The following is a 16,241-nucleotide window of genomic DNA, read 5'->3' as shown; positions in this document are numbered from 1 at the left end:
CTGATTATGGGGTCGGCCGCCGGCCGGGCGGGATGCCCGGCGGCGGCGTCGGGTGCCTGGGTCAGGCCGCCAGTTTCTCTTTCTCGCGCGCGGCCGATTCGGCCTCGCGCAGGAAGGACTCGATCGCCGCGATGGCTTGCAGCGGTGTTTCGATCGAAGGGTAGTGGCCGGCGCCGGCCAGGACCGACAGGCTGCTGTCGCGGTACCAGCGCAGGCTGGTTTCCCGCGCGGCCTTCTCGCTCGCGGCGGGATCGTGCGCGCCCACGATGGCATGGAAGGGCACGGCGCTGCCGTCGACTTCGCGCTGGATGTCGGTGGCGGCCGCGTCCGCGGCATAGGCGGCGAAGGCCTCGGGTTTCATCGCGTCCCAGGACGCCTCGGCCAGCAGCCGGACCTGCGCGGCGCCGTAGCGCTTGCCCGTGCCGTTGTCGATGACGGCGGCGCGCTTGGCCAGGTCGTGCGCGGCTTCGCTCATCAGGCGCCGATGGGCGGGTTCGCGGGAGGCGCCCTGGGCGCCCAGCCCCGCCAGCGAGACGATGGAGCGGATGCGCCGGGGCGCGGCCACCGCCAGCATCTGCGCGGCCAGCGCGCCCATCGAATGGCCGAGCACGTGGGCATGCGTCCAGCCCAGGTAGTCCAGCAGACGGATGGCGTCGATGACGACTTCGCGCAGGTGGCACAGGCCGGGCAGGGCACGCGAGGCGCCGTAGCCGCGGTAGTCCATGACGACGTACTGGCATGCGTCGCCGTCGGCCATCGCGAGCATGGGTTCGAGCGGCCGGGCGCCGAACAGTCCCGGCAGGACCAGCACTTTCCGGGGGCCGGTGCCGAAGGTGGTGAATGTATTCATGGCGGCGTCTTCTAGGGTGGGAATCGAGTCCGCGATGGAACTCAAAGGTGGATGGGGTCTTCCTTCTGCATGAAGGCCTTGAGCTCTTCGTGCGAGACGTCGAACTGCGGGGAGATCTTCAGGTCGGTGCCGAGCTCTTCCTCGGTCTCGTCCATCTTGAATCCCAGCGACTTGGTGGCTTCGAACATCGCGCCGCCGGGGGTCCGCACGTACGTGGACTCGAAGTAGCCGCGGTTCTTGCGGTCCGAGAAATCGGTGAAACCCATGCCCTCGGTTTCGAGCTTGACCCGCATCTGCGTGTCGTAGTCGGGCACGTCGAAGGCTCCGTGGTGGACGATGCCCTCGGCCACTGTCCACGTTCCCTGGCGCAGGTCGGGCGCATGCAGGATGTCGATGCGCTTGCCGCCGCCGCCCCCGGCAACCTCGTAGCGCGTGAAGAGTCCGTCGGACAGCGTGCGGCGGAAGCTCCAGGCCTCGTGCATGAAGGCATCCATGTCCTCCTGCTCGCGCACGGTCACGGTCCAGTTGTGGAAGCCGCGCACGGCATACCGCTCCGGGACGTAGTCGGACTTCCAGGGCTTGCGCGGGTCGGCCGGGTCCTCGACCACTTCGAAATCGATGCCGGCGTGGACCACGCGCAGGTACTTTTCGCCGAAGCGTTCCGATTCGCCGGCGATGGCGATGCCGTTGCGGCGGAAATGCTCGCGCCAGAAATCGAGCGAACCCGGCGGGACCGAATACGCGATCGCGGTGAATTGCCCCGAGCCCTTGCGGCCCACGAGCCCGGTTCGGCGCATCGGGAAGGTCGTCATGACCGTGCCCGGCGTGCCGTCGGCATCGCTGAAGTACAAGTGATAAATGGGGATCTTGCCGTCATAGAACAGCGTCTGCTTGATGAAGCGCTGCCCCATCACTTTTACGAAGAAATCCACATCGCCTTGCGCCGTGGCGGTGCACAGCGTGATGTGATGCAGGCCCTGTATCGAGCCAGAGCGTTCGGTCATGTCGTCTCCTGTGTGGTGCCGCGCCTCCTCACGACAGGCGCCGGGGCAGTATCCGGCAGCGCATCGCGGGGCACCATACCGGTTTCGCGATGCGCCGCATGCGAAATCGGCATACAAGGCCGGGCCACCCGATGGCGCGCCGCATGCCGTTTTCGCATCGGATGCATAAGGGTTCCGCTATCGACCCGGCGGGGCCGGCGTCCCTACCATGTCCGCCGGACATCAAGGGAGAGCCGTCATGCAAGGTCGCAGGAATCCGCCCGAAGGCATCGCCGCCTTCGTTTATCGCAGCGCGCCGGCGCGCGTGGTGTTCGGGGCAGGCAGCCTGCGCCACCTGGGACGCGAACTGGAGATGCTGGGCATGAAGCGACCGCTGATCCTGTGCACGCCGGAGCAGGCGGCCGACGCGCGAGCCGTGGCCGCAAACCTGGGCGACGCGCGGCCGTCGGTGTTCGCCGAAGCGGTCATGCACGTGCCGGTGGCGGTCGTCGGGGCGGCGGTGGCCCGGGCCCGCGCAGCGGACGCGGACGGCCTGGTCGCGCTGGGCGGCGGCTCGGCGACCGGCCTGGCGAAGGCCATGGCGCTCGAACTGCCGCTGCGCATCCTCGCCATTCCCACCACCTATGCCGGGTCGGAGATGACGTCCATCTACGGGCTGACCGATGAAGGAGAAAAGCGCACGGGCCGCGACGACCGGGTGTTGCCGGCCACCGTGCTGTACGATCCCGCGCTGACGCGCAGCCTGCCCGCGCCGCTGTCGGCCAGCAGCGGCCTGAACGCGATCGCGCACTGTGTCGAGGCGCTGTACGCGGCGGACGGGAACCCCGTGGTGTCGCTCATGGCCGAGGAGGCGATCGGCGCCCTGGCGCATGGGCTGCCCGAGGTGCTGCGCGAACCGGGGGCGCTGCCGGGACGCGAGCGCTGCCTGTACGGAGCGTGGCTCGCGGGCATGTCGCTCAACGTCGCGTCGATGGCCTTGCATCACAAGCTTTGCCATGTGCTGGGGGGCAGCCTGAATCTTCCCCATGCCGAGACCCACGCCATCGTGCTGCCCTATGCGACCGCCTATAACGCGCCGGCCGCTCCCGCCGCCATGGCGGCGATCCGCCGGGCGCTGGATGTGCCGGACGCCGCCGCCGGGCTGCATGCGCTGGGCCGGACGCTGGGCGTGCCCAAGGGGCTCGGGGAACTGGGGGTGCGGGCGCCGCAACTGGACCGGATCGCGGACCTGGCGGTGAGCCAGCCTTATCCGAACCCGCGTCTGCTGGAGCGGGCGGCGATCCGGATGCTGCTGCAGCAGGCCTACGAGGGCGGCACGCCGGCGCCGATGCCGTAAGCGCGCCGGCCGGCGGTCATTCCACCACGGGATGTACCGTCAGCCTGCGGTATTTGCCCATCAACTGATCGCGGTCTTCCGGCCATTCGGGATTGAGCTCGATGCACTCGACCGGACAGACGACCTTGCACTGGGGCTCGTCGTGGTGGCCGACGCACTCGGTGCAGCGGGCGGGGTCGATCTCGTAGATCTCCACGCCCAGGTAGATGGCATCGTTGGGGCACTCGGGCTCACAGACGTCGCAGTTGATGCATTCGTCGGTAATCAGCAGAGCCATGGTGGGGACTTCCTTGCTGCCTTGGGGGACTCAGGTGCCGTCGCGGCCGCCCAGTTGCGCGACCTTGGCGTGCAGCCAGCGCTCGACGGACGGGAACACGAACTTGCTGACATCGCCGCCCAACTGGGCGATCTCACGCACGATGGTGCCCGAGATGAACTGATACTGGTCGGACGGCGTCAGGAACATGGTTTCGACATCCGGCAGCAGGTATCGGTTCATTCCCGCCATCTGGAACTCGTATTCGAAGTCCGAGACCGCGCGCAGTCCGCGCACGATGACTCGGGCATTCTGCTCGCGCACGAAGTCTTTCAGCAGTCCGGAAAAGCTGGCCACCTGGACGTTGGGATAGTGGCCCAGGATCTCGCGGGCGATCTCGACCCGTTCGCTGACCGTGAAGAAGGGGGCCTTGTTGCGGCTGACCGCCACCCCCACCACCACCTTGTCGAACAGCCCGGCCGCGCGGCGGACGAGATCCTCGTGGCCGCGGGTCATCGGGTCGAAGGTGCCAGGGTATACGGCAATGATCATGCGTAGGCTCCGTATTTCTCTATTGATGGGCGTCAGCCTCTTCGGTCCCGGCCGGATGGCGGGGACGAGTCGTCCGGCGTTCTAGGGGGCCGGCATCCGGTTACCGGATGATGTGATTATTTCCTTATTTGCGCGGCGCAGCAAATTGGCAATGACGCGTATCAGACGTTTCCAGGCGCTACGCGGCTTCCGGGTGGGCGCGCAGCAACTGGAAATGTACCGCGCCTGCCTTGTCCTGCCGCAGCAATTCGGTTCCGGGCGGGGCCAGGACAGGCGCTTCGGCTTCAATATAGAGCATTCCGTCGTTAGTGAGCGCTCGCAATGCTGATGGCAGGACGCGGTCCAGCCAGTCTTGCCCGAATGGCGGATCCAGCAGCACGAGGTCGAAGCGGGAGGCCGTGCGCGACAGGTAGGTACGGGCGTCGCCGGTCACGATGCTGACATTGTCGGCGCCCAGGCGCGCGCGCAATGCCTCCAGGGAAGCCGTTGCCTTGCGGTCGGTTTCCACCAGCACCGCCTCGGCCACGCCGCGGGAGGCGGCCTCGAAGCCCAGCGCGCCAGAGCCGGCGAAGGCGTCGAGCACGGTCTTGCCGGCGAATTCGCCGGCCCACAGGTGGTTGAGCCAGTTGAACAGCGTCTCGCGCACACGGTCCGGCGTGGGGCGCAGGCCGGGCAGGTCCAGGACGGGCAGCGGGGTGCGTTTGTAGCGGCCGCCGATGATGCGGACCTTGTGGGGGGCGGAGCGGTGGGAGCGGGTGGCGGGAGGGCGGGATGAGGGCATGGCGATGGACCGGTAGAATCCCAGATTCTATAGCCGGCGGCCATGTGTCCGCCGGACGGGCCGCGGCCCGTTGTCCCGATGATGCCGCAGGCCGTTTCAGCATACAGGTTTCCATGTTCAGTTTCTTCAAGAAGAAGGCCCCTTCGCCCCCACCCGAGCAGGACCGTGTCCAGGAGCCGGAGGTCGCGCCAGTTCCTGCTCCCGTGCCGGGCGTGGCGGAGCGGCCCGATGCGCCCGTAGTGGACCGGCCCGTGGCGCCCCAGGCCGATCCCGGCCGGGATGCGGTGCCCGCCGGCCTGGCGGACAGCGTGGCGGATGCACGGCCGGTCTCCCCGGAGCCGGCGGTGCCCGCCGTGGCGGCCCCCGCCGCGCCGATCCAGCCGCCGTCGATGCCGCCGGTTCCCCAGGCGGCCCCGCCCGCCAAATCGTCGTGGCTGGCGCGCCTGAAGACCGGCCTGTCGCGCACCGGCCAGAGCCTGACCACGCTGTTCGTGGGCGTGAAGGTCGACGAAGATCTGTTCGAGGAACTGGAAACCGCGCTCATCATGGCCGATACCGGCGTGGATGCGGCGCAATCGCTGCTCAAGGGACTGCGCGAGCGTGTGCGGCAGGAACGCATCGAGGACGGCGACAGCGTGCGCCGGGTGCTGCGTGAGCTGCTGGCCGAGCACCTGCGGCCGCTGGAGCGCCGGTTCGACCTGGACCGCCCCGCGCCCATCGTGACCATGATCGCGGGCGTGAACGGGGCCGGCAAGACCACCTCCATCGGCAAGCTGGCGCGCACCTTCCAGCAACAGGGCCGTCACGTGCTGCTGGCCGCGGGCGACACCTTCCGCGCCGCCGCGCGCGAGCAATTGGTGGAGTGGGGCCGCCGCAACGACGTCACGGTCATTGCCCAGGAGGGTGGCGATCCCGCCGCCGTCGCCTTCGACGCGGTCAAGTCCGGCCAGGCGCGGGGCATGGGCGTGGTGATGGTCGATACCGCCGGCCGCCTGCCCACGCAGTTGAACCTGATGGAAGAGGTCAAGAAGATCAAGCGTGTGATCGCCAAGGCCGACGCCTCGGCCCCGCACGAGGTGCTGCTGGTGATAGACGGCAACACGGGTCAGAACGCGCTGGCGCAGATCAAGGCCTTCGACCAGGCCCTGGGCCTGACGGGCCTGATCGTGACCAAGCTGGACGGCACCGCCAAGGGCGGCATCCTGGCCGCGGTGGCGGCCGGCGCGCAGGGCGTGCGGCCGGTGCCGGTGTACTGGATAGGCGTGGGCGAGGGGATCGACGACCTGCAGCCTTTCGTGGCGGACGAGTTCGCCGGGGCGCTGCTGGGCAACTAGGCCCGGCCCGGTGATGAAAAAAGGGAATACCGTCCTGGAAATTAATTCATTGGGTGACGGGGCTGTGGCATATCTACACTTTGCTCTTTAGGACGAAGTAGAGAGCCGGGTATGCAAGATTATGATACGACTTCCCCATGTCCCTTGCCGGAGGGGCACACGCTGGAAAGCCTGCTGGCGTTGCGCGTCGTTCGCAAAAGCAGCCTGGCCTACGACTGGGGGGTATTGAAATTCCAGGCCGATATCAATCCGAAATATTCGCGCGCGCAAATGCGATATATCGGATTCGGGGCCGCGGGAGCGACGGCGGATTCAAAAAGCCTGGATCCCGAGCATTTCACATTCACGACCATGTTATTGCCGGCGGGCCATGAGTTTCCCCCGCACCTGCATGTGGATGTGGAGGAGGTTTTCTACCTGACCCGGGGCAAGGCACGGTTCGTCATCGAGCACGACGGTATGCGCGCTGAAACCCTTCTTCAGGAAGGCGACCTGATCTCGGTTCCGCCCGGGGTTTATCGGTCCATTGTTTCCGAAACGGACGAGGAAAGCCACTTCGTCGTCGTCATCGGCGCGCCGCGCCCAGTGCGCCCCACGTATCCGCCCGGCCACGAGTTGCACGGGAAGAAATGACGTCGTCGTGCGGCCGCCCCGGGGCCGTGCCTTGCGCGCCCACGGGCTACAGGGCCGTGGTGCCCAGCAGCCATTCCCGCAGGCGTTCGATGGCGGGCGCGCCGCGCGCATATTCCCTGATCATCAGCACATACGAACCCCGTTTGACCAACGGGACGCCGTGGACCTTGACCAGCCTGCCCGCATTCAGATCTTCCTGGACGACGAAATCGGGCAGGATGGCGATTCCCATCCCCGCAAGAGCCGCCTGCAGGCCCATGGTCAGCAGGGAATAGGTAGGTCCCGGCCGAGCCCGCAGACCGGGCTGGCCAAGGCTTTCGAGATATTCCACCCAGCCTCCCGTGCTGGATCCCTGGTGCAGCAGCGGCAATACGGCAAGCGCTTCGATTCCCCGCTTGTCCGTGGTTTCCAGCAACGAGGGGGCGCAGACGGGATAACCTCCGCCGCTGGCCAATCGGTCCAGCGTCCAGCCCGGTTCGGCGTGCTCCCTGAAAATAATCAGCATATCGGCGCGCACACGCTTCATGTCGATCTGTCCGACATGGGTTTCCACATCGATGATGATGTCCGGATGCTGTTTTCCAAAATCCGCCAGGCGCGGCAATAGCCATTTGACGGCAAGCGTCGCCTGGCTGGAAACGGTGACGTGCGCATTCGTGTCGGTCGAGGTGCTCAGTCCGAGCGTGGCCTCTTCGATCTGGTTCAGCAGTGCCTCGATCTGTTCGACATAGCGGCGACCCTCCGCTGTCAGGGAGAGCTCACCCCTGCTTCTCCTGAACAGGGGCCGCCCCACGAACTCCTCCAGGTCCTTGATCTGCCTGCTGACTGCGCTCTGCGTCAGGAACAACTCCTGGGCGGCGCGCGTGACGTTGCCCGTCCGGGCCACGGTGACCAGGGCTATCAGATTGATGGTGGAAGGCAGGTGGCGGCCCAGGGAATATTTCATGCGAAAACGGAATGGTTTCTGCAAAAAAAACGCATGCGACGTCGATATTTCACGTCAGTATACTGATCCCGTCAATATTCAACAATGAATCCTGAGGCCGGAGTTAATAGTCCGGTTTTCGGTGGTTTTATAAATGGCGGGGGCTGGTTTTGAAAAATAATACCCATGGGAAAATGGGAAAAATGACCTTCGTTGCCGCGGGCGATGTTTTCGTCAATCGGGAAGTGTTTCCCGATCAGGCATTTCGAGATCTGCAGCAGTTCATGCGAGGGGCGGATGTGTGTTTCTGCAATCTGGAAACGACTTTCGCGTCGGCCGACGCCAGTCCCGCGGCTGTCAGCGGTGGCACCTGGGCCCGTACTTCGGAATGCCACGCAGACATATTGGCCAGCTATGGATTCAATATCGTCGCCGCCGCTACCAATCATGCCCTGGATTTTGGCGAGAGAGGCCTGCTGGATACGGTCGCGGCGTTGAAGAATGCCGGCTTGGCCTACGCGGGAATCGGGGCCGATCTTGCCCAGGCCAGCAGGGCCTGTTTCGTAGAGACGGCCGCCGGCAGGGCAGGGCTGATCTCGATGGCCTCCACCTTCCACGAGTCGGCCGCGGCAGGGGCGCAGCGGACGGACATGCGGGGGCGGCCAGGTATCAATCCGCTGCGGCACCGGACGGTTTATACCCTGCCGGCGCCAGAAATCGAATGCCTGCGGTCCATTGCCCTGGCTACCGGCATCAATGACCACGAGTCCCTGCGAATCAAGGAGGGTTTTTCCCTGGCCGCCGAGGGGGTGGACCATGTATTCGGAGGAATCCGGTTCAAGGCCGGTCCGGCGCCCGGGCCCGTCAGCCGGCCAGACGCCAGGGACATGAACAGGACCCTGGCGGGAATACGCGATGCACGTGCCCAGGCCGATTATGTGCTCGTCAGCATTCATTCCCATGAAATGCAGCGGGGAGATAAACGCGCTCCGGCCGGGTTTCTAAGGGAGGCCGCTCATGAATATATCGACGCGGGCGCGCATGCCATTTTGTGCCATGGTCCCCACGTCATGCGGGGGCTCGAAATATATAACGGCTGCCCTATTTTCTACAGCCTCGGGAATTTCATTTTCCAGAATGAAACCGTCGCGTCGCTGCCCGCCGATTTCTATGAGAAATACGGACTGGACGAGCGTGCGTCGACCCAGGAGGCATTCGACGCACGGTCGGACCATGGCCGCAGGGGCCTGGCCACGAACCCCGAGGTCTGGAGAGCGGTGCTACCGCGCTGGACGATGGCGGAGGGCCGGTTGGAAGCGCTGACCCTGCATCCGGTGTCGCTGGGTCCCGGCGAGCCGCGATGGCGGCGGGGGACGCCGGTCCTGGTCCCGGACGAGGACATCCTGCGCGATTTCGAGGCGCTGTGCGAGCCCTACGGAACGCGCCTGCACATCGAGGGTGGCCTGGGCCGGCTGGTGCTGGATTGAGGGAGCCAGGGCAAAGACGCAAAGAAAAGCACGTGCGATGCGGCACGGCCAAGCAAGGACGAGATGTTTCGGAGTCGTACCCACTGACTGGACCAAGGGGATCATTGTGGATCGCAGAACTTTCATGCAGACGGGGTTGGGCATGGCGGGGGCCTCCCTGCTGGCCGCTCCCGTATTCGGGCAGCCATCGGGCGCCGAACTTACTTATATGACGCCCAGTACGCTGTCGCTCGCGTATGCGCCAGAATTCCACGCGGATGTGGCGGGCATATACGGGCGCAACGGCGTGCGGGTACGCCTGGAGGTGGGCCGGGGCGGTGCCCAGGCCATCCAACTGGTGGCCGGCAACCAGATCCATATCGGGCGAGCCGGTGGCGATGCCTACATGGCGGCCCGGGCTGCTGGAAATTCGGATGTCATCGCCTTCGGGACGATCGCGCAGACCTCGCCTTTCCTGCTGGTGTCCGCGGCAAAGGCGCCCTTGCGCCGCACCGAGGACCTGGAAGGGAAGGTGATCGGGCTGCCTTCGTTCGGCGGTACCGCCGAAGTCAGCCTGAACCTGATGTTGGCAAAGGCCCGCGTCGCGCCCGCCAGCGTCCGCAGGGAGAAGGTGGCCTACAGCCCGGCCACGTTCGGCCTGATCGAGGCGGGCAGGCTTCACGGTTTCTTCGCCAACACCAGCGCGGTGGCCCGCATGCAGGCCGAGCGCATGCCCATCCATGTGATGGACATCGACGATGACGTGCCCGGAAACGTGTACGTGGCACGCGAGGAAAACCTGAACAGGACGCCCGAGCCGTATGTCGCTTTCACCCGCAGCGTCATGCAGGCGGCCCGCGAACTGGCCGCCATGGACGACAAGGCGTTGACGGAGGCGCTGGTTCGCATCCGGGCCAGGTATGACGTCCCCGGGCTGGACAAGCTCGACGTCGCGCTCCAGGACGTCAAGGCCACCCGGCCGCTCTGGACCACGCATGGCGTGGACAAGGTCGTCCGCAACGACGAGAAGCAATGGGAGGAGGCCCGCCGCCTGCTGGAGGGCGCCGGGGTCATCAAGTCTACTTCCCGGGCCATGTACACCAACGACATCTGGAACAAGGCGGCAAAGTGAGCACCGGCACATCGGGCCAGGCCCTGGTCACATTCGAGGATGTCCACAAGTCCTTCCATACGGCGTCGGGGGAAACCGTTGCGTTGCAGGGGATCAGCCAGGCCATCGGGAAGGGGGAGTTCGTGGCGGTCATCGGCCCTTCGGGCTGCGGCAAGTCCACGTTGCTGCGGCTGTTGTGTGGCCTGGAGCAACCCACCCGGGGCCGCATCCGCTATAGCGGCGGCGCTGTCGACTTCGGGGTCGCGTTCCAGGAGCATCGCCTGCTTCCCTGGATGACGGTCGAGGACAACATCGCGCTCGCCGACCACATGACCGCGAAGTTCTCCAAGGCCAGCAGGGAGCGCGCGCGCGATCTGTGCGCGCTGGTGGGGTTGAACGGCTTCGAGAAACGTATGCCGTCGGAGCTATCGGGAGGCATGCGCCAGCGCACGTCGTTCGCAAGAGCAATGTATGCGAAGCCCGAGTTGCTGCTGCTGGATGAGCCTTTTGGGGCGTTGGACGCATTGACGCGGGAAAAAATCATTGCCGACGCTGAACGCATCTGGCTGGAGCGCCGGTTCACCGCCTTCCTGATCACGCATTCGATCGACGAAGCGGTGCAACTGGCTGATCGCGTACTGGTGCTTTCTCCCAGGCCGGGCCGTGTCGCGGCGGAAATCACCGTGGATCTGCCCAGGCCCCATGTGCGCGAGCGCTCCAATCCTCGCTACGTGCAACTGTGCGATCAGTTGCGCCGTCTCCTGGAGATCTGACCCGTGAAGAAAACATTGATACAGGTGGCGTCGATCGTCGTCTTCCTTGCCATCTGGAAATCGTACGTCGTGCTGTTCGAGGTGTCGCCGCTGGTGCTGCCGCCGCCCGAGGCTGTCCTGACGGCGCTGATCGTCCTGCTTCAGCAGCCGGACACCTACATGCACATGCGCACGACGCTGTTCGAATGCCTGGGCGGATTCTGCATCGCGGTGGTGCTGGGGTCCGTCCTGGGCCAGGTGCTGGGCCGCGTGGCGATACTCGACACCATATTCAAGCCTTTTATCGTGGGACTGCAACTGACGCCCAAGGTGGCGTTGATTCCGTTGTTCATCCTGTGGTTCGGTTTCGGCATCGAATCGAAGATCGTGATCTCGGCCGTCATGGGTTTCTTCCCTGTCTTCTCCAACAGCTACCTGGGCGCCAAGTCGGTGGACAGCGGATTGTCGGAGGTATTCACGGTGGGCAAGGCGCTGGTGCGCAAGCGGTTCCGGCTGCTGGTCATCCCCTCGTCGCTGCCTTTCATCCTGACCGGTATGGAAATGGCGATCGTGCTGTCCATCATCGGCGCGGTGGTGTCGGAGTTCGTGGCCGGCTCTCGCGGACTTGGCTATCTCGCCACGGTCAAGCTCCAGGAAATGCAGGTCGACACCTTGTTCGCCGTCGTCCTGCTGCTGGCGACGATCGGCTTTCTTCTCTATTTCTCCGTGGGATCGCTGCGCAAGATTCTCGTGCCGTGGCATGAGTCCGCCAAGCAACGGACAAGCCTATGAGCCACATGATCGAAACGCAAGGCATCGATGCCATGATGGACGGCGGTCCGGCATTCGAGGCCGCGGTGGACCAAGCAAAGGCGCTGCGCAGGCACCTGCATCGCCACCCAGAACTGGCTTTCGAGGAGTTCGCGACCGCCGATCTCGTGGCGGGGAAGCTGGAGGAGTGGGGCTACGAGGTGACCCGTGGAGTGGGCGGAACCGGGGTTGTCGGCCGGCTGCGTCATGGCGACGGAGCGCGGGCACTGGGGCTGCGGGCCGACATGGACGCATTGCCGATCACGGAGGCGACGGGGCTCGACTATGCGAGCGGCAGGCCAGGCGTGATGCATGCCTGCGGCCATGACGGCCATACCGCCATGCTGCTCGGTGCCGCTCGCCGCCTGGCGGAAACGCGGCGGTTCTCCGGCGTGCTGAACCTGATCTTCCAGCCGGCCGAGGAGCGAGGCTTCGATAGCGGCGCCGCCGCCATGCTTGGCGACGGTCTGTTCCAGCGTTTTCCCTGCGACCGCATCTACGCCATCCACAACCTGCCCGGGGTCGAGAGCGGCGTCTTTCTTTTTCGGGATGGCGGATTCCTGGCCGCCGGCGACCGGGTGTTCGTGACGATACGGGGCAAGGGGGGGCATGCCGCCAGGCCGCATCAAAGCGTCGATCCCATTCTGGCGGCCTCGTCGATCGTGATGAACCTGCAGTCGGTGGTGGCGCGCAATCTCGACCCCGAGGAGGCCGCGGTCGTGACCGTCAGCCGGTTCAACGCCGGCGAGGCCCTGAACGTCATTCCCGAGGCCGCGCAGCTCGGCCTGAGCATCCGTTCGTTCGACCCCGCGATCCGCAGCCTGATCAAGGAACGGGTCCTGGGGTTGGTGAACGCCACGGCACAGGCCTATGGCGCCGAGGCGGAGGTCCGCTACGTCCATGGCTATCCCGTGGTCAGGAACGATACCGACGCCTCGGCCCTGGGCGCGTTGGTGGCCGGGCGGCTGTTCGGCGAGGACCGGGTCGTTCGCGGCGCCAGGCGGTCGATGGGCAGCGAGGACTTCGCCTACATGCTGGAGCAGGTCCCCGGGGCCATGGTACGGCTGGGCAACGGCTGCGGCAGCGAGGCGGCAGGGCTCCATACGCCTCAATACGACTTCAACGATGACAACCTCTCGCACGGCATCCGCTTCTGGATCGCGCTGGCCGAAACCTATCTCGCCGACGACTGGGCGTCCCGGCCGGCGTGACTTTTCCCTTGGCAGAATCATGACTTGTACTCGCATCACCGTGGGCGAACTCGCCGCGCGTTTCCTGGAGGCTTGCGGCGTGCGCGCCGCCTTCGGGGTCATTTCCATACACAACATGCCCGTGCTTGACGCCATTCACCGGCGCGGCAAGATCCGGTTCGTCTCGGCCCGAGGCGAGGCCGGCGCCTGCAACATGGCGGACGCGCTGGCCCGGGTCAGCGGATCGCTGGGCGTGTGCGTCACGAGCACCGGCACGGGCTGCGGCAACGCGGCGGGCGCGATGGTGGAGGCGTTCACCGCCGGTACGCCCTTGCTGCACCTTACCGGACAGATCGAATCGCCGTTCCTTGACCGGGGCCTGGGCTACATCCACGAGCATCCGGCCCAGTTGGCCATGTTGAAGTCGGTGGGCAAGGATGCCTTTCGCATCCGCGATCCGGAAACCGCCCTGGCGACGCTGAGAAAGGCCGTGCAGTTGGCGCGCACCGCGCCATGCGGTCCCGTCAGCGTGGAAATTCCGATCGATGTCCAGAAGGCGATGGTGGACCTGCCGGCGGATCTGTCGCCCTTGGCCGTGGAGGCGGTGGTTCCGGATGCGGCGGCGCTGGACCGGGTGGCGGACCGCCTGGGCGGGGCGCGGCGGCCCCTGTTGTGGTTGGGGGGCGGCGCCCGGGGCGCGGCGGCCGCGGCCGCGCGGCTGGCTGGGATGGGCTTTGCCGTTGTGACGTCCGTTCAGGGCCGGGGCGTCGTGGCGGAGGATCACCCGCTTTCGCTGGGAGCGTACAACTTGCAGGCGCCCACCGAGGAGTTCTACCAGACGCTGGACGCCATGGTGGTGGTCGGATCGCGGCTGCGCAGCAACGAGACGCTCAACTACCAGCTCAGGCTGCCAGCGACCCGCTACCGCATCGATGCCGATCCCCTGGCCGATAACCGGGGCTATGCCAGCGACGACTTCGTGCTTGGCGACGCGGCACAGGCCCTCGACGCGCTGGCCGACCGGCTGGAGGGACGCATGCGCATCGATCCGGCGTTGGCGGAGGATGTGCGGCGCACGCGCGCGGCGGCGGAGGCCGCCGTGGAAGGGGCGCTGGGGCCCTACGTTTCCCTCAAGCGAGCGGTGGAGGGGGCGGCGCGCGGCGGCCTGTGGTGGGTGCGTGACATCACGCTGTCCAACAGCATGTGGGGCAATCGCGCCCCGGCGCTGGATCATCCGCGCGCCGGCGTCCATGCCCTGGGCGGGGGGATAGGCCAGGGCCTCGCAATGGGCATAGGTGCCGCCATTGCCAACGAGGTCTTCGGGTTGCGGCGCAAGACGCTCGCGCTGTGCGGGGATGGGGGATTCATGCTGAATATCGGGGAGCTGGCCTGCGCGGCGCAGGAGCGCGCGGATGTCGTCTTCCTCGTGATGAACGATCGCCGCTACGGGGTCATCAGGAACATCCAGGATGACATCTATGGCGGTCGTCATTGCTATGTCGATCTGCACACGCCGGATTTCGGCCAATTGTGCGGCAGCCTGGGGGTGCCGCACGTCCGGCTCGATGGTCCCGCCGCCGCCGCCGCCGAGGCGCTGGAGCGGGCTCTGACGACGCCGGGGCCCGTCGTGGTCGAGGTAGACATGGCCGCCTGGGGACCGTTTGCCGGAAAGTTCGCCGGACCGCCCGGACGACCCGCGGCCAGGGCGAAAGGACAAGAGGAGGCGCGGGCATGAGTATGACCATTTCCCGGCTGCAAGCCATGATCGGTGGTCGCTGGCGCGACGGATCGGGTCCGGAGTACGCCACCGAGTATCCCCATGACCAGCGCGTGGTGTCGCACCTGCGCGCGGCAACCGAGGCCGATGTGGACGAGGCGGTCCAGGCGGCCGAGCAGGCGCGCCAGCGGCCGTCCTGGGCCGGGCTCAGGCACCATGAACGTGCATCGCTTTTGTATCGCGTGGCGAACGGCATCCGGGATCGTGCGGAAGAGCTTGCGCAATTGCAGCGGCTGGACAACGGCAAACCCATTCAGGAGTGCCGTGCCCTGGTGGCCAGCGCCGCGGGCACCTTCCAGTTCTTCGGCGCTGCCGCCGAAACCTGGGAAGAAACCATCACGCCGGCACGTGGGGACTACTTGACCATGAGCCTGCACGAGCCGCTCGGCGTGGTCGGAGCGATCACGCCGTGGAATTCGCCCATTGCCAGCGAGGCCCAGAAGCTCGCCCCGGCGCTGGCGGCCGGTTGCGCGGTGGTGCTCAAGCCCGCCGAGATCACCCCCCGCTGCGCCATCGAGCTGGCCAGGATATGCGAGCAGGCGGGCATCCCCGCCGGCATCGTCAGCGTGTTGCCGGGGCGCGGCGCGGTCGTGGGCGATGCGCTGGTGCGCCATCCACTGGTCAAGCGCATCGCTTTCACGGGGGGAACCCGCGTGGGCCTGGGAATACAGCGCCTGGCCGCCGAGAAACTCATGCCGACGTCCCTGGAACTGGGGGGCAAGTCACCGACGATCGTCATGCCGGACGCCGACCTGGACCATGCGGTCGCGGGCGTGCTCTACGGGATATTCAGTTCGTCCGGCCAGGCATGCATCGCCGGCTCGCGGGCCTTCGTGCACGAGAGTATCTACGACGCCTTCAAGTCGCGGTTGCTGGAAGGCGTCCGCAGGCTGCGGGTGGGCGACCCGGCGTTGGAGAGCACGCAGGTGGGGCCGCTGGTCAGTCTTTTCCACCGGGAAACGGTGGAGCGCTACGTGATGGAGGGGGTGGCGGACGGCGGGCGCCTCCTGGCCGGCGGGGCGCGTCCCGAGGGGGCGCCGTATGCGCGTGGGAGCTATTACCTGCCCACCGTCATTGAAGGCGTGTCCAACGAGGCCAGGTTGTGCCGCGAGGAAATCTTCGGCCCGGTGTTGGCACTGCTTCCCTGGTCGGACGAAGAGGATCTGGTCGCCCGGTGCAACGACAACCCCTACGGGCTGGCGGCCGGCGTCTGGACGCGCGACTTCCGGAGCGCGTGGCGGCTGGGGGCCCGGTTGCAGACGGGCACGGTCTGGGTCAACACCTACAAGGTGTTCTCCATCAGCACGCCGTTCTCGGGCGTGAAGATGAGCGGCTACGGTCAGGAGAAGGGGCGGCTCGGCATCCTGCAATACACCAATCAGAAAAGCCTGTACTGGGGATTGAACGAGACCCCCATCGCCTGGGCGGATTGACCATGCGCGGCCCGTCCATCAGGGATGGGCG

General features: G+C 66.3%; 16 protein-coding genes. 10 read left to right on the top strand and 6 right to left on the bottom strand.

What is annotated here, in order from left to right; translation table 11 throughout:
• Positions 1-61: 61 nt before the first annotated feature.
• Both AC1Q6E_RS00955 and AC1Q6E_RS00950 read right to left on the bottom strand, forming a co-directional pair.
• The gene (locus AC1Q6E_RS00955; RefSeq protein ID WP_492572041.1) at positions 62-850 is read right to left on the bottom strand and encodes an alpha/beta fold hydrolase; all 789 of its coding nucleotides are present in this window, start codon (positions 848-850) and stop codon (positions 62-64) included.
• A gap of 41 nt (positions 851-891) precedes the next feature.
• Positions 892-1,854: a VOC family protein gene (locus AC1Q6E_RS00950; protein ID WP_296556220.1), complete on the bottom strand. Its 963-nt coding sequence runs from the start codon at positions 1,852-1,854 to the stop codon at positions 892-894.
• A 268-nt stretch (positions 1,855-2,122) separates the two neighbouring features.
• On the opposite strand from AC1Q6E_RS00950, the gene AC1Q6E_RS00945 reads away from it, so the two are divergent.
• A complete protein-coding gene (locus AC1Q6E_RS00945) occupies positions 2,123-3,190 on the top strand; it encodes a maleylacetate reductase (RefSeq protein ID WP_492572188.1) in 1,068 nt (355 codons plus the stop codon).
• A 16-nt stretch (positions 3,191-3,206) separates the two neighbouring features.
• Here AC1Q6E_RS00945 and AC1Q6E_RS00940 read toward each other — a convergent pair whose 3' ends face one another.
• The 3 genes from AC1Q6E_RS00940 to rsmD all read right to left on the bottom strand — a co-directional run bounded on the left by AC1Q6E_RS00940 (position 3,207) and on the right by rsmD (position 4,779).
• The gene (locus AC1Q6E_RS00940) at positions 3,207-3,467 is read right to left on the bottom strand and encodes a YfhL family 4Fe-4S dicluster ferredoxin (RefSeq protein WP_152793965.1); all 261 of its coding nucleotides are present in this window, start codon (positions 3,465-3,467) and stop codon (positions 3,207-3,209) included.
• Positions 3,468-3,497: 30 nt separating this feature from the next.
• Positions 3,498-3,998 (bottom strand): pantetheine-phosphate adenylyltransferase, encoded by a 501-nt coding sequence (coaD, locus tag AC1Q6E_RS00935; protein WP_152793963.1) that lies wholly within the window; start codon positions 3,996-3,998, stop codon positions 3,498-3,500.
• A gap of 178 nt (positions 3,999-4,176) precedes the next feature.
• Positions 4,177-4,779, bottom strand: coding sequence for a 16S rRNA (guanine(966)-N(2))-methyltransferase RsmD (gene rsmD, locus AC1Q6E_RS00930; protein ID WP_296556218.1), 603 nt, complete (start codon positions 4,777-4,779; stop codon positions 4,177-4,179).
• Between the two features lie 113 nt (positions 4,780-4,892).
• Here rsmD and ftsY point away from each other — a divergent pair, with 113 nt between their 5' ends.
• Together ftsY and AC1Q6E_RS00920 are read left to right on the top strand one after the other, a co-directional pair.
• Positions 4,893-6,113 (top strand): signal recognition particle-docking protein FtsY, encoded by a 1,221-nt coding sequence (gene ftsY, locus AC1Q6E_RS00925; protein ID WP_152793576.1) that lies wholly within the window; start codon positions 4,893-4,895, stop codon positions 6,111-6,113.
• Positions 6,114-6,224: 111 nt separating this feature from the next.
• A complete protein-coding gene (locus tag AC1Q6E_RS00920) occupies positions 6,225-6,746 on the top strand; it encodes a cupin domain-containing protein (RefSeq protein WP_296556216.1) in 522 nt (173 codons plus the stop codon).
• Positions 6,747-6,792: 46 nt separating this feature from the next.
• Here the strand turns inward: AC1Q6E_RS00920 and AC1Q6E_RS00915 are convergent, their stop codons facing one another.
• A complete protein-coding gene (locus AC1Q6E_RS00915; RefSeq protein WP_296556214.1) occupies positions 6,793-7,692 on the bottom strand; it encodes a LysR substrate-binding domain-containing protein in 900 nt (299 codons plus the stop codon).
• 182 nt (positions 7,693-7,874) lie between these two features.
• Here AC1Q6E_RS00915 and AC1Q6E_RS00910 point away from each other — a divergent pair, with 182 nt between their 5' ends.
• From AC1Q6E_RS00910 to AC1Q6E_RS00880, 7 genes are all read left to right on the top strand, one after another.
• Entirely contained in the window at positions 7,875-9,158 is a 1,284-nt protein-coding gene (locus tag AC1Q6E_RS00910) for a CapA family protein (protein WP_296556213.1), read from the top strand.
• A gap of 124 nt (positions 9,159-9,282) precedes the next feature.
• A complete protein-coding gene (locus AC1Q6E_RS00905) occupies positions 9,283-10,269 on the top strand; it encodes an ABC transporter substrate-binding protein (protein WP_296556211.1) in 987 nt (328 codons plus the stop codon).
• Entirely contained in the window at positions 10,266-11,021 is a 756-nt protein-coding gene (locus tag AC1Q6E_RS00900; protein WP_296556210.1) for an ABC transporter ATP-binding protein, read from the top strand. Before AC1Q6E_RS00905 ends, AC1Q6E_RS00900 begins: the two co-directional genes overlap by 4 nt.
• 3 nt (positions 11,022-11,024) lie before the next feature.
• Positions 11,025-11,792 carry an ABC transporter permease gene (locus tag AC1Q6E_RS00895; RefSeq protein ID WP_296556208.1) on the top strand — a complete coding sequence of 256 codons (768 nt, stop codon included), beginning with the start codon at positions 11,025-11,027 and terminating at the stop codon, positions 11,790-11,792.
• 32 nt (positions 11,793-11,824) lie between these two features.
• Positions 11,825-13,021, top strand: coding sequence for a M20 aminoacylase family protein (locus AC1Q6E_RS00890; protein ID WP_296556227.1), 1,197 nt, complete (start codon positions 11,825-11,827; stop codon positions 13,019-13,021).
• Positions 13,022-13,040: 19 nt separating this feature from the next.
• Entirely contained in the window at positions 13,041-14,735 is a 1,695-nt protein-coding gene (locus AC1Q6E_RS00885; RefSeq protein ID WP_492572040.1) for a thiamine pyrophosphate-binding protein, read from the top strand.
• On the top strand, positions 14,732-16,210 hold the full coding sequence (locus AC1Q6E_RS00880; RefSeq protein WP_296556205.1) for an aldehyde dehydrogenase: 1,479 nt from the start codon (positions 14,732-14,734) through the stop codon (positions 16,208-16,210). The genes AC1Q6E_RS00885 and AC1Q6E_RS00880 overlap by 4 nt, the downstream gene beginning before the upstream one ends.
• The last annotated feature ends 31 nt before the right edge of the window (positions 16,211-16,241 follow it).

The organism is Pigmentiphaga sp. MLSB6-MA01 (assembly GCF_058793475.1).
The sequence above is the reverse complement of the archived record's forward strand: the minus strand, read 5'-3'. Positions and strand labels throughout refer to the sequence as shown.

Bases quoted from the DNA above. Each gene is read 5' to 3' on its own strand.
- AC1Q6E_RS00955 (WP_492572041.1), bottom strand. From the start codon at position 850: ATGAATACATTCACCACCTTCGGCACCGGCCCCCGGAAAGTGCTGGTC.
- AC1Q6E_RS00950 (WP_296556220.1), bottom strand. From the start codon at position 1,854: ATGACCGAACGCTCTGGCTCGATACAGGGCCTGCATCACATCACGCTG.
- AC1Q6E_RS00940 (WP_152793965.1), bottom strand. From the start codon at position 3,467: ATGGCTCTGCTGATTACCGACGAATGCATCAACTGCGACGTCTGTGAG.
- coaD (WP_152793963.1), bottom strand. From the start codon at position 3,998: ATGATCATTGCCGTATACCCTGGCACCTTCGACCCGATGACCCGCGGC.
- rsmD (WP_296556218.1), bottom strand. From the start codon at position 4,779: ATGCCCTCATCCCGCCCTCCCGCCACCCGCTCCCACCGCTCCGCCCCC.
- ftsY (WP_152793576.1), top strand. From the start codon at position 4,893: ATGTTCAGTTTCTTCAAGAAGAAGGCCCCTTCGCCCCCACCCGAGCAG.
- AC1Q6E_RS00920 (WP_296556216.1), top strand. From the start codon at position 6,225: ATGCAAGATTATGATACGACTTCCCCATGTCCCTTGCCGGAGGGGCAC.
- AC1Q6E_RS00915 (WP_296556214.1), bottom strand. From the start codon at position 7,692: ATGAAATATTCCCTGGGCCGCCACCTGCCTTCCACCATCAATCTGATA.
- AC1Q6E_RS00910 (WP_296556213.1), top strand. From the start codon at position 7,875: ATGACCTTCGTTGCCGCGGGCGATGTTTTCGTCAATCGGGAAGTGTTT.
- AC1Q6E_RS00905 (WP_296556211.1), top strand. From the start codon at position 9,283: ATGCAGACGGGGTTGGGCATGGCGGGGGCCTCCCTGCTGGCCGCTCCC.
- AC1Q6E_RS00890 (WP_296556227.1), top strand. From the start codon at position 11,825: ATGATGGACGGCGGTCCGGCATTCGAGGCCGCGGTGGACCAAGCAAAG.
- AC1Q6E_RS00885 (WP_492572040.1), top strand. From the start codon at position 13,041: ATGACTTGTACTCGCATCACCGTGGGCGAACTCGCCGCGCGTTTCCTG.
- AC1Q6E_RS00880 (WP_296556205.1), top strand. From the start codon at position 14,732: ATGAGTATGACCATTTCCCGGCTGCAAGCCATGATCGGTGGTCGCTGG.